Consider the following 20289-nt stretch of genomic DNA (forward strand, 5'->3'; position numbering starts at 1 on the left):
CATGCCTTCATTCCGCTCACAATTGAACATCACCGCCCTGCGGCCCGGCCACGCGCCGGAGGCCGTGATGGCTGCGGCCGTCGCTGCGCTCGCCGAATCCCACCATGTGGAGGGTAACCAGCTGGACATCGTTGCCGGGGTTCCCAGGATTACCCTGCGCTACACCGTCGAGGAATCGGGCTGGGCACAGGAAAATGCCACGGCATGCGCTTCGGCGGCGTTGATGCGTGCAGCGGTCGAACGGGTTGCCATCAGCGAACGGCTCGTGGTGCTGCGCAGGATCCGTGGACGCTGGAGCCCGGTGAACCGTTAGAAGATGGTGCTTTGGCCGCGGGCGGCACGGTGTTCGGCATGGTTGATCTGGTAGCGCCGGTTTTCGGCTGCCACGAGAACCACGAAGGCGCCGAGGCAGGCAGCCAGAGCCACCCAGACCGATGGGAAAGGCCCGAGCAGGCGCTCCGTTACCACCCAGAACATGCACCAGCCGAAGCCGAGGGCAAGGACCACCCGGCCACGTTCTGTCATGGCCCAGGCGGCGGCCAGGCACACCACTGCCATTAGGGCCAAGACGGCAAAAAACTGCTGAACCGGGCCGCGTCCGCCGAACAGTCCGGCGATGCTCGCCGGCGTCAGTGCCAGCATCCAACCGAGGAACAAGGCCACCGGCGCATCGGTGAAGACCCGTTCCCAGGTACTTCGCGCTGTGAGCAGGTTGAGCTGACGCAGGGCATAGCAAATCGCCGTCGTGGTTCCCATGCAGAGGGCCAGCGCCGGCAGCTCGAGCCCGGCGTGGGTGCACCACAGCCAGCCGAAACCCAACAGGAGCGCCGCGGCTGCCGGATAGCCCACGGCCCGTTGCCGGAGTGCCGAACGCTGGGAGGGGAACCACTGGTAGATCGCAAAGGCGATGAATCCGCTGAAAATGACGGGCCAGATCCATTGGGCCTCCGCGGCCGGTGCCAGGAGCGAGCGCCCGGGTGAGAACAGATGCCCCTCCGGGAACCCGAAGCCGAGGGCCTCGATCCCGGCCCACCACCAGAAGCCGGCCGGTACGAGCACCGCGACGAGGCTCACTAGTACCCGCCGCAGCATATCCGCACCGTTGGCCGGTGGATTCGGTGCCGTGGAGGGAAGGTCGTAGGGTGCTACGTAGAGCGGCGTCCGCGAAGCCTCGATGGCGGCACGGGCGGCTGAAACCTCGGCTTCGAGCCGTTCGGCCGATGTAGGTGGCGGAGGCAGACGGGCTTGGCGGGCCTCCGCGGCCAGCTGCGCGTCAAGGATGCGTTGATTGCGCAGGAAGGCATCGCTGACTGCCACTGCCTGGAACGCCACGAGCCGCTCCCTTTCAGCCAAGCGGTGTGCTTCGATGTCGGCTTGCTTGGCCGCGACGGCCAGATGCTCGGCATCCCGCTTCGCTTTCGCTACACGTTGTGCCTCCGCCCTCGCCTTGGCCTGTGCCTCCTGCTGGTCGGCGATGACCTGTGCGGCCTTGGCCGTGGCCTGGGCCTCGATGAGGTTCAGGCGTTTGGCCTCATGCTCGGCGGCGTTCCGAATCGCGCGGACCTTCGCCTGAGCGCGGGTTTCTCGGTAGGTGGTGGCAAGAACGGCAGGGGTGGCCATGACGCGGTCGCCGATGGCTTCCCAGTCCGGTTCGGGGATCCCGTCAAACCAGTTGCTGAGCGAAAAGCCGCCTTCCGGCGCTTCCGGAGCCGCCCCGGGTGCGGGGCGTTGTGGTGTCGGGGGGATGGCCGGTGCGTCCCGGGGGTTGAGCGGAATGTGTGAGCCAGAGGTTTCCCGACGCGGGGCTCCAGGCAGTGGAGATGACTGCGGCGCAGGTGCCGAGGCGCTGAGTCGGCGACGGGCCGCGGCCGCGGGGGATCGGTCGGTGTCGGAATCAACCATCGGTGGTGCACGCCCTTCCGTCGATGAGCCCGGGCCGGTGCGCCGGCATGGGTGACTCCGACCAGCGTACCTAACGGAGCCCAGAACTCAACGGAAATTTCCACCGGACCGGAAGAACGCTACCGCCGGCTAGGGGATTGCCGGGTACGGGCGCTCGGCCAATTCCATGGCCGAGCGGAAAGCGGCGTCCTTGCCGCTCAGCGGATCGGTGAAACACACGCCCCGGGCCAGCAGTTGCAATGGGTGTGCGTAATCGTCAGGTGCCTTGTCCAGCAGGTCGGGGTAGAAGGCGTCGTTGAGGATGCCCAGGCCGAGGGCAGCCATGTGCACGCGCAACTGGTGCGTCTTGCCGCTGTGCGGGCGCAGGACGAAGTGCCCGACCTCGCGCCCGGGCTGGTTGCCGTGGCTGTATCCGGTACCGATCAGATCGATCTCCGACTCGGCGTTCGGCTCCCCCGGCAGGACCGTCGACAGCAGCTCGCCCTTCGTCTTGCCCATCCGGTTCCTATGGGTCACCGGGAAATCGAGTGCCGCCATTGCCTCGTGCCGCAGCGGGTCCAGCGCCGAAACGCACTCGTATTCCTTGCGGATCTCGCGGCGCTCGAACAGCGTCTGATAGGCCCCGCGGGTTGCCGGGTTCACCGAGAACATGATGACCCCGGCAGTTGCCCGGTCCAAGCGGTGCATCGGGATCAGGTCGGGCATGTCCAACCTGTTGCGCAGCCGCACCAGCGCGGATTCCTGGACGAAGCGCCCGCCGGGGGTGGTCGGCAGGAAGTGTGGCTTGTCCACCACCAGCAAGTCGTCATCGAGGTGCATGATCGTTTCGGTGAAGGGAATCGGTTCCTCGACGGGCAGGGTCCTGTAGTACCAGAGGAATTCGTGCACACCCAGGGGCGTGGTGGGTGTCAGCGGTTCGGCGCCGAGGCCGACGATCTCACCGCACGCGAAGCGGCGGACGATTCCCTCGGGGTCTACATGCCCGAAGCGTTCGAGCATGTAGTCCATGACCGAACCCCAAGGCCCGGTATCCGGGATACGCAGACGGGTTGCATTGACGCCGTCACGGACGGGGAGGGGAGAGAGCATGGCCACCTATCCAGTCTCCCACGCCCGTGCCGATGCTCAGTCGACGCGGAAGCCGAGCTTGATCCCGACCTGCCAGTCGGCCACGACGCCACCCTTGATGTGGCCGCGGACCTCAGTGATTTCGAACCAGTCCATGTTGCGCAGGGTTTCCCCGGCCGTGCCGACTGCATTGTTCACCGCCGCTTCGATGCCCTGGGGTGAGGTTCCTACGAGCTCGGTGATCTTGTAGACGTGCTCAGCCATGACGTCCTCCCAAAACGGTTCCACGGCCCGGTGCCGGCGGAGTGCATGGGGTAAACCTAGCCCCGCCGACACCAAACGTAAATGGCCTACGCCCGGTTGGCCACCCGCAGCCTGACCGAATCGTCCACGGCCTGGCAGTTCGGGCAGAAGTACAGGTCACGTTCCACTATCTGGCCACCGGGTGCCTCCGGGTCCGCCATGCGTTCGTGGCTCAGCGTGCCACCGCAGCGCAGGCAGGGCTTGCCCGTGCGCCCGTACACCCAATAGGGATCGGGTCCCGATGCGCCGGTGGTCATGCGCCGGGCCCGGTCCTTGTTGGCCTGCAGCAGCTGGTGCGTCACCTCCACGACGTGGGCCAGGTCGGAAATCTGCCCGACCGGTGTGTGCGGGTTAATGCGGCTGATGAACAGCACCTCGCATCGGTAGATGTTGCCGAGTCCGGCAACGAGCCGCTGATCGAGCAGGGCCAGGCCGACGGGCCGCTCGGGATCGAGCAGCAGCCTGCGCTGGGCCTCCAGCGGATCCCAGGAATGCCCCAACGGGTCGGGGCCCAGATGGCCGATGGCTTCCGGTTCGTCGTGGGTGCGCAGTACCCGCAGGAAGCCCAGCTCGAAGCCGACCGCCTGGAAGGCCGAGTTGCCCAGCACGCAGCGGGCCTGGAAGGAGGGAGAACGCCAGCGTTCCCCGGAGGCATAGACGTCCCAGTGCCCCTCCATCAGCATGTGCGAGTGGATGCTGACCCCGGGTTGATGCTGGTGGGGGCCGGCGGGCGGCACCAGCCGGATCAGCAGGTGCTTGCCGCGGGAAACCACGGATTCGACGCGCCACCCAACGAAGTTCAGTGTTGCGTAGCGGGGGATTCGGAAATCGCTGATGTTCAGGACGTGTCCGGTCAGTGCGGCATCGAGCCGTCTGGCGGCACGGAATACTGTATCGCCCTCAGGCATTTGTCATCCCTCCGGTGGTGGCAGTTGGGCTCGGCCGGTGGAAGGGAGCCAAGCCGGGATTCCCCGAGGCCTCCTCGGGGGGCCATGCTGCTCCCTCCGTCCGCCGGTGAGATATCGGTACAGTGGTGACCTTTGACATCTGCAAACTCCCCTCCCCATGGTCGCGTCACTGGTCCATGCCCAGAAACGCCGACGTTCAACATGTGACCCGTGCCACCAGCCTAGTACGAAAGGCCGACAGCCCGCCGAAACTTTTCTTATTCATCTTTTGACCTGAGGTTATGGAAGTTCTATGACCTGAACCTGAGCCCCGAGGGAGAGGAATAGAAGCCTGCCGACAGCAGTGATGCCGCAAGAGGCGTATCCAAGATGGTGGCGCCATTCACTTTTTCCAGCGCCAGTTTCTGTACCCGTGCCCGACGCAACACGGCAACAAGGGCCTTCGCCATGGCGTCGCAGGCCTGCGGCGACTGCTCGAAGAGCAACAGCGTCTTGCCCCCGCGTTCCAGGTACAGGCCCAGCGAACCATCCAGCAGCACCACCAGCGCGCCGGCCTTGCGGCCGGGGCGGTGGCCGGTGGCCTGCTCATCGCCGGGCACCGGCCAAGGCAGCGCTGCGCCGTAGGGGTTGGCCGGGTCGGTGGCCGCCAGCGCGATGGCCGTGGGAACCCGTGACGGGGAACGGGTATCGTCCAGCGCCGCGTCAACCGAGTAGGTGCGCAGTCGGTCGACAGTCGCCGGAACCGAGAACTGTGCAGCGCCGAGCTTCTCGATGAAATAGCCGCGCCGGGTCCGCCCTGCCTCCTCCAACCGGGACAGCACCCGGTACATCTGCCCGAACCCGCCGGGGATCCCCTCGGACATGACCGAACCGCGGGTGAGTACCCCGTAACGGTCCAGCAGATACTCGGCGGAGGCGTGGGCCCTGAGCGTCGGATCCGCCTCGGGTGCTGGCAGCAGTGACCAACGCCCGGCCCCGTGGGCCGCACCGGGTGCCGTGGAACCCACCCCAACCCGGGCCTCTTCCGGACGTAGCCCGGATGCCGCTGCCAGTGATGCGCGAACTTGGCGCATCCTGCCGGGACGCGGCGCGCGTACCCGCGGTGCATGGGCGCGCTGCTTGTGCGCCGTCTTGCCGCCATCGAGCAGCCCACGTACCGGGGCGAACGTGTCGTTCCCGATCCATCCGGCCCACACCAGGTCCCACAGCCCCTGCAGCACCAGCGCGTCGCTGGGGCGCGGGGAGGGGGCATCGGCCAGCAGCCCGGTGATCTGGCGGAAGAAGAAACCACCGCCGTTGCCCAGGACTCCGAGCAGCGCGGCGTGTAGTTCGGAGGGCATGAAATCAGGATCCCTGGCCAGTGTCAGCGGGGCGGAATCGGCCAGGTGCAGCGCCAGCCAGCCGTCGTTGCCGGCCAGCGAACCGGCTCCGGAAAACAGCACCTCACCCGTGGCCAGGAGCTCGTCGAGCATTGCCGGCCCGTAGTCGGGCACACGGGCCGGCAGGACCAGCGATTCCCAGGCACTCGCCGGAATCGGGACCCCGGAGAGCTGGTCGATGACGGTTGCCACCCCATCCACCCCGCGCAGGTCCTCCCCGACGTACTGCCAGGGAGGCAGGAAGCGTCCATAGGTCGGCGCGTCGACGGGTTCGACCTCCGCCCGCAGCGCGGCCAGCGAGCGGGCACGGATCCGGCGTAGGACGTGGGCGTCGCAGTATTCGAGGCCGCCGGTGCTCCCGGGTTCCAGCGGGCGGAATTCGCCCTCCGCGACCCGGCCCTGGTCGACCAGGGCGCGCAGCGCGGGAGCCACGACGGCAATTCCGAGTCCCAGCGCCGCTGCAACCTCGGCGGCGGTGAAGGGACCGTGCGTGCGGGCATGGCGGGAGACCAGGTCGCCGAGCGGGTCGGCCACCGGCTCGATGAACGCCAGCGGCACGCCCATGGGCAGCGGGACCCCCAGCGCGTCGCGCAGCCGCGCGGCATCCTCGATGGCGGCGAAGACGGTTTCCCCGGCCAGCTTCAGTTCCAGCGCCCGACGGGAGCGGACCAGGGCCAGCAGGTGCGCCAGCGCTTCGGCCTCCGTGGAGTGGAGGGCGCCGGCACTCTCTCCGGCAGCCGGCTCCGGACGCAGCCGGGCGGCGGACTGGGCCGCGGATAGCGGGCCGAGCAGTCGCAACAGGTCGGCCGCCCCCTCGAGGCCGGCCAACCGGCGTGCGGGAACCAGCCGCTGGAGCTCGGCCTCGACATCGTGGATCACCCCGGCGTCGAGCAGCTCGCGCAGCTCGGCGCGGCCCAACAGCTCGCCCAGCAGCGCCGGGTCCAGTGACAGGGCGGCGGCCCGGCGTTCGGCCAGCGGCGAGTCGCCCTCGTAGAGGAACTGCGCGACGTAGCCGAAGAGCAGCGACTGGGCGAAGGGCGAGGGGGAGCGGGTAGTGGTCTCGACCAGCCGCAGGGTGCGCGAGGCCAGTGCGTCGGCGAGTTCACGCAGCGCCGGCAGGTCGTAGACGTCGGCCAGGCATTCGCGCACGGTTTCCAGGATGATCGGGAAATCCGGGTACTTCTTCGCCACGTCCAGCAGTTGGGCCGAGCGTTGGCGCTGCTGCCAGAGCGGGGTGCGCTTGGCCGGGTTCTGCCGCGGCAACAGCAATGCGCGGGCGGCGCATTCGCGGAAGCGGGCGGCGAAGAGCGCCGAGCCGCCGACCTCGCGGGTGACGATGTCCTCCAGCTCGTCGGCGGAAAAGTCGAAGAGCTCGGCGCCGGGCGGTTCATCGTCCATGGCCGGCACGCGCAGCACTATCCCGTCGTCCGCCGCCATCGCCGAGCCGTCCAGTCCGTAGCGCTGGTGCAGCCGCGCCCCGACGGCCAGCGCCCAGGGCGCATGGACCGGCAGGCCGTACGGCGAATGCAACACCACGCGCCAGTCCCCGAGCTCGTCGACGAAGCGCTCGAGCACCAGCGTCTTGTCATTCGGTACGGTCCCGGTGGCCTCGGCCTGGGCGTCCAGGTAGGAGCGCACATTTTGTGCCGCCCAGGGATCGAGCCCGATGCCCGCCAGCCTGGCCGCGGTGGCCGGCGGGGACAGCGCGGCGACCTCGCGTCGAAAGGCGCCCACGGCCCGGCCCAGCTCGTAGGGGCGGCCCAGGGTGTCGCCCTTCCAAAAGGGAAGCTTGCCCGGCTGCCCGAACGCCGGGGAGACCAACACCTTGTCGTGGGTGATGTCCTCGATCTTCCAGCTGGTGGCGCCGAGCGCGAACACGTCACCGACCCGGGACTCGTAGACCATCTCCTCGTCGAGCTCGCCGACCCGGCGCCCTCCCCTGGCGCTGTCCTCCGTGCCGATCAGGAAGACGCCGAAGAGCCCGCGGTCCGGGATGGTGCCGCCGGATGTCACTGCCAGCCGCTGGGCGCCGGGACGCCCGGTGATGGTCCCGGCCTCCCGGTCCCAAACGATGCGCGGGCGCAGTTCGGCGAACTCGTCGGAGGGGTACTTGCCGGCAAGCAGGTCAAGCGTCGCCTCGAAGGCCGAGCGCGGCAGCACGGCGAAGGGGGCTGAGGCGCGCACCATATCGAACCACTCCTCCACCTCGACCGGGCCCAGGGCGCAGGCGGCGACGGTCTGTTGGGCCAGGATGTCCAGCGGGTTGGCGGGGATCCGCAGCGATTCGATCTTCCCGGCGCGCATGCGTTCGACGGTGACCGTCGTATTGAGCAGGTCCCCGCGGTGCTTGGGGAAGAACACGCCGGTGGAGACCTCCCCGACCTGGTGCCCGGCACGGCCCACGCGCTGCAGCCCCGAGGCCACCGAGGAGGGGGATTCGACCTGGATGACCAGGTCCACCAGGCCCATGTCGATGCCGAGCTCCAGCGAGCTGGTCGCCACCACGCAGCGCAGCCGTCCGGTCTTCAGGTCGTCTTCGATGCCGGCGCGCTGCTCCTTGGAGACCGAGCCGTGGTGGGCGCGGGCCAGCAGCGGTTCGGCCCCGGCACTCGAGCCGGCCTGCGCCATGATTACCGCCGGCGTCGCCGGGGTGGTCCGGGTTGGGTGGCCCTCAACGATGCCGGCCGCCGTCGAACCCCTCCCGCCGGGTGCGGAGCCGTCCGGCGGCTCGGCTCCGGTGCGTTCGGCGTGGATCTCGTTGAGCCGCCCGGTCAGCCGCTCGGCCAGCCGGCGGGAGTTGGCAAACACGATCGTTGACTGGTTGACCTCGATCAGGTCGACGATCTTCTCCTCGACGTGCGGCCAGATGCTCGCCTTGGGCTGGAGCCCGGAGGCCGGGCCCAGGTCGTGCGCCGCGGCCGCCGAGGGAAGGTCGGTCATGTCCTGCACGGGCACGGTAATGCTCAGGTCCCAGGTCTTGGTGCCGGGAGGCGCGACGATCGATACGGGGGCCGCACCGCCCAGGAAGCGGGCGACCTCGGCATGCGGTTCCACCGTGGCGGAGAGCCCGATGCGCTGGGCCGGCCGGAGGAGCAGGGCATCGAGGCGTTCCAACGAGAGCGCCAGGTGGGCGCCGCGCTTGGTGCCGGCCACCGCATGGACCTCGTCGATGATGACGGTGTCGACCTCGGCGAGGGTTTCGCGCGCCTTGGAGGTCAGCATCAGGAACAGCGATTCGGGGGTGGTGATCAGGATGTCCGGCGGATTGACCAGCAGCCGGCGGCGTTCGTTGGCCGGGGTGTCGCCGGAGCGCACTCCCACTGCGATCACCGGCGTCGGCAGCCCCAGCCGGCGCGCCGTCTGGGTAATGCCCACCAACGGGGAGCGCAGGTTGCGCTCCACGTCCACGCCCAGGGCCTTGAGTGGCGAAATGTAGAGCACCCGCGTGCCGCGGGCCGGTTGCTTCTTTCCGGGCGGGGGAAGTTCCAGCGGCAGTTCGGGCTGCCCCTGGGCCCGGCGGATGAACGAATCCAGGGCCCACAGGAAGGCCGAGAGCGTCTTGCCCGATCCGGTGGGCGCCACGACCAAGGCGTGGGCGCCGGAGGAGACCGTGTCCCAGGCTCCGAGCTGGGCCGGGGTCGGGGCGCTGAAGGCGCCGGCGAACCATTCGCGGGTTGCCGGGGTAAAGCGGTCCATGACCGGGTGCGGGGCGCTGTTTTCTTCCATCGGGATCAGCTTACGACGCACCCGGGTCCGTAGTCCGCCGGGGTCCCCAAAAGTCCCGGCGGAGAACCATTGCCATCGGCTATACACGCGGGTAGCGTCCTATACGTGAGTACAGCATCGACGGATCTCACCGGTCGGGCACGGCTGCGGGATGCCGCCATCGAATGCTTTGCGGCGCGCGGATTCGGTGAGTCCCTCCGGGCCATTGCGGCACGCGCCGGCGTCACCGCGGGACTGGTCCGCCACCACTTCGGTTCCAAGGACGTGCTGCGGGCCGAGTGCGATGCCACGGTGCTCGAACGCTACCGGATGCTGAAAACCCAAAGCATGGATACCGACCCGGCGCTGCTCTTTTCCACGTTCCCCTCCTCCCGCGAGGGCGGGATCCTGATGCTCTACATCCTGCGCAGCGTGCGCGACGGCGGCACGGCGGGACGCGAATTCCTCGCGAACCTGGTCACCGAGGCGCTCGTCTTCACCCGGGACGCCGTGGCCCGCGGCATCGTGGTGCCCAGCCGCAACGAGGAGGCCCGGGTCAGGTTCCTGGTCCAGCAAGCGGTTGGCGGGCTGATCGTGAAGCTCGCCATGTACCCGGACACCGACCTCGATGACTTCAGCGGCGTCATGGAGTGCTTCTCCGCCGAAACCATGCTGCCCACGCTGGAGCTGTACACGGAGGGCCTGTTCGCCGACTCGGGCTACCTCGATCAATTCCTGGCGTACGCGGCGGCAACGCCGAACCCGCCCGCGGGCCCCGCGGGAGAACCAGCTCATCGGTAAGGAAAAACGATGTCCACGAATACCCCGGCCATCGAGGTCACCGGACTGCGCAAGCACTTTGGACGCACCAGCGCCCTGGCGGGACTGGACCTGAGGGTGGAGCAGGGCGTCGTCGCCGGTTTCCTCGGGCCCAACGGATCAGGCAAGTCCACCACCATCCGCATCCTGCTCGGCCTGCTGCGTTCCGACGGCGGCGACGCGAAAATGCTCGGGTCCGACCCCTGGCACGATGCCGTTGCCCTGCACCGGCGCATCGCCTACGTCCCCGGAGAGGTGAGCCTGTGGCCGAACCTCACCGGAGGCCAGGTGATCGACATCCTCGCCAAGCTGCGCGGCGGGGTGGATGCCTGCAGGCGCTCCGAACTGCTGGAGCGCTTCGAACTGGACCCGACCAAGAAGTCCCGCAGCTACTCGAAGGGAAACCGGCAGAAGGTGGCGCTCGTGGCGGCCCTGGCCTCCGATGCCGAACTGCTGATCCTGGACGAGCCGACATCGGGCCTCGACCCGCTGATGGAGCAGGTGTTCACGGCCTGCATCCAGGAGGTCAAGGAACAAGGACGCAGCGTGCTGCTTTCCAGCCACATCTTCGCCGAGGTGGAAAAGCTCTGCGACACGGTGACAATCATCCGCGACGGGAAGACGGTGGAGGCGGGCCGGCTCGAGGAGCTGCGGCACCTGCACCGCACCACCGTGTCAGTGCTGCTGGACCGCGACGCCTCGGTGCTGGCCGGGGTTCCCGGGGTCAACGACCTCGCAGCCGTGGGCAACAAGGCGGTCTTCACCGTCGGCGAGGCCGAACTCGGCTCCGTGCTGCGGGCTGTGTCGGCCTATTCGCCGCGCTCGTTGATCTCCAGCCCGCCATCGTTGGAGGACCTGTTCCTGCGCCACTACGGCGGCGGTCTCCGGCCTGGTCCGGCCCGGACGGCGGGCGTGCGATGAGCACCGCAACGGCCCGCACCCGGCAGGCCAGGCGGTCCCCGGCCCTGGCCGCGTCGTTGACCGGATTCATGATCGCCGTGCTGTTCATCGCCCGCCGCAACTGGTTGCGCCTGCTGATCTGGGCGGCGGTACTCGCTGCCATGATCCCGGTGGTCTACGACTCGCAGCAGCAGGCCTTCCCGACCCAGGCGGCCCGGGACGCCTACGCCCAGGTCGCCAACACCCCTGCCGTCGCTGCCATGACCGGCCTGCCCTACGCCGCCGGATCACTCGGCGGCATCCTGGTCATCAAGATCTGGATGACACTTGCCGTTGCGCTGGCCTTCGCCTCGGTCTTCCTGGTCACCCGCAATGGGCGGGCCGACGAGGAAACCGGCCGCACCGAACTGCTGCGTGCCTCGGTACTTGGCCGCCACGCCTATAGCCTGGCGAACTACGCCGTTGCTTCGGCCCTGAGCGTGGTGGTCGGCGTGCTGATCTCGGTGCTCTGTCTGGCGGTCTTCCTGCCGGTGACCGGCTCCCTGCTCATGGGGGCCTCGATCGCCGGGACGGGACTGGCCTTCGTTGGCATCTCCGCGATCTGCGGCCAGCTCAGCTCCACCAGCCGCGGGGCGAATTCGCTGGGGGTCGCCGTGCTGGCGGTGTTCTACTTCATCCGGGCCGGAGCCGACCTGCAGTCCGACGGTAGCAGCACCACGGCGCTGAGCTGGTTCTCACCCATCGGCTGGGCGCAGAACATGCGCGCCTTCGGCGAAGACAACTGGTGGCCACTGCTGGCACTGCTGGCTTTGGCCATGGCTGGTTGTGCCCTCGCCCTGCTCATCGAAACCAACCGCGACCTGGGCATGGGCCTGCTGCCCGAACGGCGCGGCGCTGCCAGCGCATCGGGATTCCTCACCCGGCCAGTCGGGCTGGCGTTGCGGCTGCAACGCTCCTCGCTGTTGGGCTGGCTGGCCGGCGCGGTGGTCGCCGGTGCGTTCTTCGGAGGTGTCGCGAAGGCCATGTCCACGCTGCTTGACCCCTCCAACGCTTGGGCCCAGGCCTTCGTCGGATCCACGGGCAACATGCTCAACGGGGTGCTGAGCATCTTCGTGTTGTTCAACGGCATGCTGGCCGGGGCGTTCGCCGTGCAGTGCCTGTCGATGGCCAGCGCCGAGGAGGCCAGCGGCCGGCTGGAACCGCAGCTGGCCGGGGCGCTATCCCGTTCCGGCTGGCTGGGCGCGCACGTACTGGTAGCTGCCCTCGGCTCGGGGCTGATGCTGGTGATCGGAGGTTACCTCACCGGTGCCGCCTCGGCCGGGGCGGCAAGCGGCTCCGACCTGGCATTGGCCAGCCTGGCCTACTGGCCTGCGGTACTGCTGATACTGGGTCTGCAGCTGTTCCTGCATGGCTTCGTGACCCGCCACGGCGTCAGCATCACGTGGGCCGTCTACGGGGTTTCGGTCATGGTCGCCATGTTCGGCGAACTGTTCTCACTCTCCGAACGGGCTATCAAGTCCACTCCATTCGGCGCCGTGCCGAGGCTCCCGGCCGAGGCTTTTTCGCTGACACCGCTGCTGGTGCTCATCGCCATCGCAGTGGTCCTGGCCGGGCTCGGGATCCGGCGCTTCGCCACCCGTGACATCGTGCAGGAGTAGCGCAGGGCCCGCTTCCCACCCGGTGGGCGGCGTTACACTGGGGCCGTGGATGAGGAGCAAGCCGGGCAGCAGCGGGCCACCGTGCTGCGGTTCAGTACCCGGGGCATAGCCCCGGGGGACCGGGTGACGATGTGGGAGGGGCACAACGCCCGCGCCCTGATCTCACTGGACATCAGGACCATCGACGAGTCCCCGATGCATGCCACCGAGTCGAACCTGCAGCTGGCCTCGCTGCGGCTCGCACAGGTCACCGGGACCCCGCAGATCGTGGAACGCTCCGAATCGTTCATCAGGGCCAACCCGACGGGTGTCGTGGCGGTCTTCTTCGCGCTCGAGGGAGAGGCGTTCTTCTACCACCGCGGCGGACACGAATCGCTGCGCCCGGGGCAGGCGCTGGTCTGTGACGCGGACGCGCCGTTCATGCGCGGGTTCTCGCGCGGGCTACGCGAAACGGTGCTGACCATCCCGAAGGAGCTCTACCGGGAAATCACCGGATCCCCGGCCCCTTCCAGCCCGCGGGTCTTCGAGTTCGGCCCCGGAGCCGGACCCCGCGAGCGGGCCCTGGCCCGGCTGCTGCACCGGACCCTGGCCCGGGTGCCGGTGGCACCCGGCGCCGAATCGTCGATCGCCGCTGCCGGAACGATCGAAAGCGAGGCCATCGACCTGCTGCGCCTGGTCCTGGGCGATGGCCATGGCGGTGCCGGCGGCTACATCGCGGCGGCCAAGGAACACATCGAACGCAGGCTTTCGGACCCGGCGCTGGACGTGGCCGAAATCTCCGCAGCCGTCGGACTCAGCGAGCGGCAACTGGGCCGGGTCTTCGCGGCCGCCGGAACCACCGTGGCGCGCTACCTGCTGGCCCGGCGGCTCGAGACCGCCCACGGTTACCTGGTCTCCCCGGCGCACGGGGCGCTGGCCATGTCGGAGGTGGCCGCGCTCAGCGGCTTCGCCTCGCCCAGCCATTTCGGCAAGCGCTTCCGCGAACACCACGGGAACACGCCGCTGCAGGTCCGCAGCGCGACCCGGGCAACCTTCCTGGCCGAGTACGCCAAGGCCCGGGTCGTACCGCCCACCGGGGCCTGAAACCCTCCCGAACAGGCGGTTTTATCCCGCCGCGGACGAGTTTTGTCCCGTCCCGGACATGATGACAGTGGCCCCCGTCACTACCGAATATCAGCTGCAACACTTCTGTCAACGGGATTCGATCCCCGACCCAGGACCACACCCACCCCCCATCCCCGCCGTCCCCGGTGGGCACCTACTTGGAGGACCCCCATGCCGGTATTCAACGATGGACTTGCAGCAACCGAAGCGCCCGAGGCGGGCCACGTCGTCACCACCGAGGTGCTCATCGTGGGCTCCGGACCGGCCGGCAGCGCCGCCGCTCTGTTCCTCTCCACTCAGGGCATCGAGAACATCATGATCACCAAGTACCGGTGGACGGCGAACACGCCACGGGCCCACATCACCAACCAGCGGACCATGGAGATCCTGCGCGATGCGGGCATCGAGGACCAGGTCCTGGCCGAGGCCACCCCGCACGAGCTGATGGGCGACACGGTCTACTGCGAGTCGATGTCCGGCGAGGAAATCGGCCGCCGCCCCACCTGGGGAACCCGCCCGGACCGCCGCGCCGACTACGAGCTGGCCTCCCCGTCGCTGCCGTGCGATATCCCGCAGACCCTGCTGGAACCGATCCTGGTCAAGAACGCCACCAAGCGCGGTACGCAGACCCAGTTCTCCACCGAATACCTCTCCCACGTGCAAGACGCCGAAGGCGTTAGCGTGCGGGTGCGCAACCGCCTCACCGGCCACGACTACACGATCCGGGCCAAGTATCTGATCGGTGCCGACGGGGCGCGCTCGAAGATCGCCGAGGACATCGGCACCCCGTTCGAGGGCGCGATGGACATCGGCGGATCCATGAACATCACCTTCAAGGCCGACCTGGCCCACCTCGCCGCTGAACGTCCCTCGATCCTGTACTGGGTCTTCCAGCCCGGCGCCAACATCGGCGGCCTCGGTGCCGGACTGATCCGCTGCGTGCGCCCGTGGAGCGAATGGCTGATCGTGTGGGGCTTCGACATCAACGGCGAGGAACCGACGCTCGATGACGACGAGGCGATCCGCATCGTGCGCAACATGACCGGGATCCCCGACCTCGAGGTCGAAATCACCGGCTACTCGCTGTGGGGAAACAACGAACAGTGGGCCACTCACATGCAGAACGGCCGCGTTTTCATTGCCGGAGATGCCGCGCACCGGCACCCGCCGAGCCATGGGCTGGGTTCCAACACCTCCGTCCAGGACGCCTACAACCTGGCCTGGAAGATCGCGGCAGTCATCCACGGCCAGGCCGGCGCCGAACTGCTCGAAACCTACAGCGTCGAACGCGCACCGGTGGCCAAGCAGATCGTGCAGCGGGCCAACCAGTCCTCGCGTGACTACAAACGCATCTTCGACGCTCTCGGGGTCACCGGTGCGACCAGCAACGAGGAGTACCTCGAGCTGCTCAAGCTGCGCAAGGAGCCCACGGCCGAGGGTGCCGCCCGCCGCACAGAACTGCGTGCCGCCCTGGACTACAAGGACTACGAGTTCAACGCCCAGGGCACCGAAATCGGCCAGTTCTACCAGTCCACGGCAGTCGTCACCGACGGTCTGGACCGCCCGGAAATGACCCAGGACCCGCTGCTTCACCACCAGAAGTCCACCTTCCCGGGACTGCGCCTGCCGCACGCCTGGATCGGGGATTCGCGCAGGAAGTACTCCACCCATGATGCGGCGACCGGAACCGGCTTCACGCTGTTCACCGGCATCACCGGCGCCCCCTGGGCCGAGGCTGCCCGCGAGGTGGCACTGGAGCTGGGCATCGAGCTGAAGTCCGTGGTCATCGGCGAGGGACTCGAGGTCCAGGACCTGTATGGCGACTGGCTGCACCAGCGCGAGGTGGCAGAGGACGGCATCGTGCTGGTCCGGCCGGACAAGCACATCGCCTGGCGCGCACAGAGCCTCGCGGCCGACCCGAAGGCGGCGCTCACCGCCGCGCTGTCCTCGATCCTGGGTCGCGGCGACGGTTCCGCCTCCATGCCGAGGCAGGAAGCCGCGCTCTCGGCCTCCTGAACCACCAACGGGTAGCCCGCCCGGCCCCGGTCTGCCGTGAAGGGTCCGTCATCGACGGGCCCTTCACGGCAGACCGGGGCCGTACCCCGAGGTCAGCTGGCCTAGACGTGGTGGTACGGGCGCCCTCCTGCGATCTCCTGGGCGCGGTAGAGCTGTTCGGCCAGGATCAGGCGCACCAGCTGGTGCGGGAAGACCAGCTTGGACAGGCTCCAAGTGAAATCGGCCCGCGAGTGGACCGAGGGGGCGACGCCGTAGGCGCCACCGATCACCACGGTGATGTTGCGCGAAGTATCCAGCGGCTGCTGCAGTGTGCGGGCCAGCGTGGGGGAGTCGATGTTCTTGCCGCGCTCATCGAGCAGGATCAGGTAGTCCCGGGTTTCCACCTTGGACAGGATGCGCTCCGATTCCTCGGTACGCGCCGAATCGCCCTCGCGCGATGAATGCGGCAGCAGTTGCCATTTGAGGTCGAAGGGCTTCTTCATCCGCTTCTCGTAGCGGTCGATGCCCTCGGTGACCCATGATTCGTGCTTTTTGCCGATGGCCAGAACGCGGATTGTCATGCACCCATTTTGTCAGGTCTCCGGGCGGGGTTCCCGGATTCGCCGGCGACCTTAACATGGAGGACATGATGAGTCCGAGGCGAGTGCCCAGCAATGCAGCAAGTCCCGACTATGGGAGGGGGTCGCCCAAGCGGCCCGGCGGGCGACGGGTCCTGTGGTTTGTCCTGGTCATCACCAGCGCGCTCTTCGGTTTGGCACGCAGGGTCCACCTCTCCATCGGCATGAAAAACGGCCCGGCATCCTGGGACCAGCCGATTCTGGAATGGATGGTTGCGCACCGGACTCCGGAGCTGAATCAGCTGGTCACGGGGTTCACTAATCTTGGCTCAACACCGGGCATGGCGACGATCGCGGTCATAGCCGTTGCCCTCTTGATGTGGCGCTCCCGTTCCTGGTGGCCGCTGATCCTGGTCGTCGTGACGGCGGCGGGTTCGCTGACTCTGACCTCCGTTCTCAAACAGTCCGTGGGCCGGTCGCGTCCGCCCCATGGTGAGGCAGTGCCGCCGTACGAGTCATCCCCGTCGTTTCCCAGCGGGCATACGCTGAACGCATCGGCGATCATCGCCGTCATTGCCTACCTGATGGTGCTGCAGCTGCGATCCACGCTGGCCAAGGCCGCGACGATCACCGGGCTCTCGCTGTTCATCTTCCTCATGGGGGTCAGCCGGAACTATCTCGGGCTGCACTGGTTCACCGATGTGCTGGCGGGCTGGATGATCGGGTTGGGCTGGGCCGCCCTGGTGATGCTGATCCATTACTTGGTGGTGGTTCGCGGGCGGCATCTGCCCTGGCGCTGGTAGGCCGGGCGGGCAGGGACCACTCGGCGTAGGCTGGGGCCATACGCGCAGTCATTTTGGGTGGAACCGGCAACATGGGTTCCCGTGTTGCCAGGTTATTGGAGGCGGATGGACACGAAGTCTTGGCAGCCAGTCGTGCCACCGGGGTAGACGCCTACACCGGTCAGGGCCTGGGGGAGGCGTTCGCGGGAGCCGACATCATTGTCGATTGCTTGGGCGCGGCCTCCAGGGGCGCCAAGGCCTGCATCGACTTCCACGTGACGACCGCGGGGAACATCATCCGTGCGGCACGGGCGGCCGGCGTCAACAGGCTGCTGTGCCTGTCGATCATCAATGCCCGGGAGCCCTCGGTCAATCGGTTTATGGGCTATTACCAGGGCAAGGCTGCCCAGGAACGGGCCTATTTGCTTTCACCGCTTCACGTCACCATCCTGCGAACCACGCAGTGGCATGATTTTGCGCGGCGATTCTCACGGACCATGCGCGTCGGGCGATGGGCCTTCGTGCCCCGAATGCAAAGCCAGCCTGTCGCCCCCGACGTCGTCGCCCGGCTGATGCGCGACACGGTGGAAGCGGCTGATACGTCCCCTCGGATCGTTGAGCTGGCTGGGCCGGAGGCTCGTGACATGGCCGAGTTGGCGAGGATTCTTTTGTCCGGCGAAGAGCCGGCGGTGCGCGTTGTCGGAATTCCGGGCCTCGGCCTCAAGGTCTTTTCCGGCGGTCTTCTCCCTCCGGTCGGCGTCCCGCTGGATTCCGAGACCTTCGATCAGTGGCTGGAAGGTGGCCGGAGGGCTTGACAGGCGCGGGAATCACAGGGGTGTCGGTCCATGGGTGATGGCACGGCGACAGTCCCGGCACATCGCCGTGACATTTGATCTGCGTGGAGACCCGATGTGCTCATCGTTCCAATGTTCATATATTGAGATTCAAATATCATTATATGAACACGCTTTGGCTGGCCCTTGAAGTGGTTCCTACGATGGCGGCGATGAGACGCTCGCACCACCAGTCATGCCCGGACTCCAGCGAGAGCAGTCGGAGTGAGCGCCGGAGCCGTAACAACAGAAAAGGGCGCCCCGGATTCTCCCCACTGGCGGAGAAATTTGACGGTCTGTTCCTTCGGATCCTTCGCGACCATTGGCGCGATGACTCTGCTCCTGCCCATTCTGCCGATCTACGTGGCCGGGCTCGGCGTGAGCGGCCAAGCCGCACTCACCCTGTGGTCCGGCGTTGCCTACGCCGCAACGGTCGTGATCGCGGCACTGACCGCGCCGTTGTGGGGCAGGCTGAGTGACAGGTTCGGCCGCAAGCCGATGTTGATCCGGGCCAGCCTAGGCATGGCAGTCGCGATGTCGCTCATCGGCATGGCCTGGAACATCGAACAGCTGGTTGCCTTGCGCCTTCTGGCCGGGCTGCTGGCAGGGTACGCCTCGGGATCCACGATCCTGGTTGCGGCTCAAACGCCCAAGCGCCACTCGGCAGCCGTGTTGGGTGTCTTCTCCTCGGCGATCATGGCCGGTCATGTCGTCGGACCGCTGGCCGGCGGTTTTATCGGTGAAATATTCGGTGTCCGGAACACGTTCCTTGCGGCCGGTGCGCTCATTTTTCTGGGATTCCTGGGTACCGCGTTCCTCTTGAAGGAAGAAAGGAAGTCCCCGGTCCGATCCCGGGCAACGCATGGCGGGGTAGGCGGGGGTGCCGCGAAAACGACTCATCCTCACGTTGCTGTCCCTCTCAGCACTACTGATGTTTGCGGTGATCTCGGTGGAACCGGTCATCACCGTGCACATCGAACACCTGTTGGCCGGGGAAGCGCCCGTCGCCGTGGTTGCGGGGATCGTCTTCGCGCTCGGCGCTGCCGGCGCCATCATCTCCGGACCTGGATTGGGACGGCTGGCCGATCGGATCGGGCACACCCGGGTCCTGACGCTGAGTCTGGCGGCAGCCACGGTGTTGCTGGCGTTACAGGCTGCTGCGCTCGATATCTGGCGGTTCGCACTTCTCGCTTTCTCATGGGAGTGGCGTTGGGCGGGGTAACTCCCACGCTTGTCGCCACCCTTGGCGGCCTAGTGCCGGAAAGCAGCGTTGGTTTGGTGTTGGGAAATAGCGTGTCGGCCCAGTACGCGGGCCAGGTGATAGGCCCGCTGGCAGCCGGCTGGGTGGGCGGGGTCCTGGGGACGAGCGCCGTCTTCTTCATGACCGCCATCGTGGCCGGGGCTGGAACGGTGTTGGCGTTCGGCATCCGTCGACGGCTGACTTCGCACGACGCAGTCAATCCGGGATAGTGCCGCGGCAGGCAAGGGCCACCCCTCAGCTAATTCTGGCAGGGCCCGACAAGCAATGAGACAAGCCGTCGCGTGGCCGTGGTCCACTGCTCGCCCCAACCCAGTGTCATCTCGCCAGGGCTGCCCCACCTGTGGAAGGGCGGCCCGAGAGGCCTATCGGCATCGGGCCACGCGGCCCACTGGCCATGGGGCTGTTTTGTTTGGCCTCCGGGCCTGTCGGCTTCATTCGTGATGGGTTCTCGAAAAGAACAGCCGTTGATGCCACAGGGGACCTTGATCGCGCTATCACCCATGCCATCGGAGGGCCCATTGCGCCAGCGTTGCTTGAACGCCGGCTTCCGCCTCGGGGCTGGGGCGGCGACCCGGTCACAGTGGCAACGGCGGGCGAATCGCGAGCCATGTCAGCTGCCGTGCCGTGGCTCGTTGCGCCGCTCGGAAACGGATGAGATCCGTGTGCCGGCATGTCCCTGATATCCGATTTGATTCTACGGATCGGTCAGGGGCTTGCCCCAGGGATAGTCCACCCATGGCCCGGTGCCCACTTCCGGGCACGCACTTTCCGCGCCTTTTCGAACGACGTGCGCATCGGCAGGGTAACGTCCGCCTTGGAGAACGGTGTCGTAGTGGACGTGAATTTCTTCGGTCCCATCGGCAAACCGGGCGTCGTAGTGGAAACAGCGGAACCGGCGCTTGAGGTAGAACGACCGACCCCAGTATGCCGTGGCCCGGAACGCAATCGGTAGTTGAGGATTCATTTATCCATCTTGGCACGGCCGTAAAACGCGTGAAAACGGTTGTGGCGGCAGGCAAAGCGGTATTTCCATGGCGACTGGGAGAAGGGCGCGACCAATTCCTGCCACCTGGCTCGATCGCCGTTCCTGGTCG

17 protein-coding genes and 1 pseudogene are annotated in these 20289 nt (G+C 67.5%); 11 read left to right on the forward strand and 7 right to left on the reverse strand.

Going from position 1 to position 20289, the window contains the following annotated elements:
- The first annotated feature begins 1 nt into the window (after nt 1).
- Complete coding sequence (locus tag E9229_RS07155; RefSeq protein ID WP_183510573.1) at nt 2-313, forward strand: hypothetical protein; 312 nt, start codon at nt 2-4, stop codon at nt 311-313.
- Here the strand turns inward: E9229_RS07155 and E9229_RS07160 are convergent.
- The 5 genes from E9229_RS07160 to E9229_RS07180 form a co-directional block, all read right to left on the reverse strand.
- Nucleotides 310-1902 (reverse strand): hypothetical protein, encoded by a 1593-nt coding sequence (locus E9229_RS07160; RefSeq protein WP_183510574.1) that lies wholly within the window; start codon nt 1900-1902, stop codon nt 310-312. The genes E9229_RS07155 and E9229_RS07160 overlap by 4 nt on opposite strands.
- A gap of 129 nt (nt 1903-2031) precedes the next feature.
- Nucleotides 2032-2991 carry a pseudouridine synthase gene (locus E9229_RS07165; protein ID WP_183510575.1) on the reverse strand — a complete coding sequence of 320 codons (960 nt, stop codon included), beginning with the start codon at nt 2989-2991 and terminating at the stop codon, nt 2032-2034.
- Between the two features lie 36 nt (nt 2992-3027).
- Complete coding sequence (locus tag E9229_RS07170; RefSeq protein ID WP_183510576.1) at nt 3028-3234, reverse strand: dodecin; 207 nt, start codon at nt 3232-3234, stop codon at nt 3028-3030.
- An 86-nt stretch (nt 3235-3320) separates the two neighbouring features.
- Nucleotides 3321-4181 carry an Fpg/Nei family DNA glycosylase gene (locus E9229_RS07175; protein ID WP_183510577.1) on the reverse strand — a complete coding sequence of 287 codons (861 nt, stop codon included), beginning with the start codon at nt 4179-4181 and terminating at the stop codon, nt 3321-3323.
- A gap of 290 nt (nt 4182-4471) precedes the next feature.
- Complete coding sequence (locus E9229_RS07180) at nt 4472-9286, reverse strand: ATP-dependent helicase (RefSeq protein ID WP_183510578.1); 4815 nt, start codon at nt 9284-9286, stop codon at nt 4472-4474.
- 105 nt (nt 9287-9391) lie between these two features.
- On the opposite strand from E9229_RS07180, the gene E9229_RS07185 reads away from it, so the two are divergent.
- The 5 genes from E9229_RS07185 (at nt 9392) to E9229_RS07205 (ending at nt 15762) form a co-directional block, all read left to right on the forward strand.
- Entirely contained in the window at nt 9392-10066 is a 675-nt protein-coding gene (locus E9229_RS07185) for a TetR/AcrR family transcriptional regulator (RefSeq protein ID WP_183510579.1), read from the forward strand.
- 9 nt (nt 10067-10075) lie between these two features.
- Entirely contained in the window at nt 10076-11005 is a 930-nt protein-coding gene (locus tag E9229_RS07190; RefSeq protein WP_183510580.1) for an ABC transporter ATP-binding protein, read from the forward strand.
- Nucleotides 11002-12642 carry an ABC transporter permease gene (locus tag E9229_RS07195; protein ID WP_183510581.1) on the forward strand — a complete coding sequence of 547 codons (1641 nt, stop codon included), beginning with the start codon at nt 11002-11004 and terminating at the stop codon, nt 12640-12642. Before E9229_RS07190 ends, E9229_RS07195 begins: the two co-directional genes overlap by 4 nt.
- Nucleotides 12643-12687: 45 nt before the next feature.
- Nucleotides 12688-13725: an AraC family transcriptional regulator gene (locus E9229_RS07200; protein WP_312855623.1), complete on the forward strand. Its 1038-nt coding sequence runs from the start codon at nt 12688-12690 to the stop codon at nt 13723-13725.
- Nucleotides 13726-13917: 192 nt separating this feature from the next.
- Nucleotides 13918-15762, forward strand: a complete 1845-nt coding sequence (locus tag E9229_RS07205; protein WP_183510583.1) for an FAD-dependent oxidoreductase — start codon at nt 13918-13920, stop codon at nt 15760-15762.
- Between the two features lie 101 nt (nt 15763-15863).
- On the opposite strand, the gene rlmH is transcribed toward E9229_RS07205, so the two are convergent.
- Nucleotides 15864-16322: a 23S rRNA (pseudouridine(1915)-N(3))-methyltransferase RlmH gene (gene rlmH / locus E9229_RS07210; RefSeq protein ID WP_183510584.1), complete on the reverse strand. Its 459-nt coding sequence runs from the start codon at nt 16320-16322 to the stop codon at nt 15864-15866.
- A 68-nt stretch (nt 16323-16390) separates the two neighbouring features.
- Between rlmH and E9229_RS07215 the strand changes: the two genes are divergently transcribed.
- The 5 genes and pseudogenes from E9229_RS07215 to E9229_RS20025 all read left to right on the forward strand — a co-directional run bounded on the left by E9229_RS07215 (nt 16391) and on the right by E9229_RS20025 (nt 19404).
- Nucleotides 16391-17122: a phosphatase PAP2 family protein gene (locus tag E9229_RS07215; RefSeq protein WP_183510585.1), complete on the forward strand. Its 732-nt coding sequence runs from the start codon at nt 16391-16393 to the stop codon at nt 17120-17122.
- A gap of 53 nt (nt 17123-17175) precedes the next feature.
- Nucleotides 17176-17916 (forward strand): SDR family oxidoreductase, encoded by a 741-nt coding sequence (locus E9229_RS07220; RefSeq protein ID WP_281369475.1) that lies wholly within the window; start codon nt 17176-17178, stop codon nt 17914-17916.
- A 348-nt stretch (nt 17917-18264) separates the two neighbouring features.
- A pseudogene (locus E9229_RS20020) lies at nt 18265-18741 on the forward strand (MFS transporter); the annotation flags it as partial.
- A gap of 73 nt (nt 18742-18814) precedes the next feature.
- The gene (locus tag E9229_RS19290) at nt 18815-19156 is read left to right on the forward strand and encodes a hypothetical protein (RefSeq protein ID WP_246380408.1); all 342 of its coding nucleotides are present in this window, start codon (nt 18815-18817) and stop codon (nt 19154-19156) included.
- Entirely contained in the window at nt 19132-19404 is a 273-nt protein-coding gene (locus E9229_RS20025) for an MFS transporter (RefSeq protein WP_345075331.1), read from the forward strand. Before E9229_RS19290 ends, E9229_RS20025 begins: the two co-directional genes overlap by 25 nt.
- 485 nt (nt 19405-19889) lie before the next feature.
- On the opposite strand, the gene E9229_RS07230 is transcribed toward E9229_RS20025, so the two are convergent.
- Nucleotides 19890-20159 carry a hypothetical protein gene (locus E9229_RS07230; protein ID WP_183510587.1) on the reverse strand — a complete coding sequence of 90 codons (270 nt, stop codon included), beginning with the start codon at nt 20157-20159 and terminating at the stop codon, nt 19890-19892.
- Between the last annotated feature and the right edge of the window lie 130 nt (nt 20160-20289).

The sequence above is a fragment of the Paeniglutamicibacter cryotolerans genome (assembly GCF_014190875.1).
Classification (GTDB): domain Bacteria; phylum Actinomycetota; class Actinomycetes; order Actinomycetales; family Micrococcaceae; genus Paeniglutamicibacter; species Paeniglutamicibacter cryotolerans.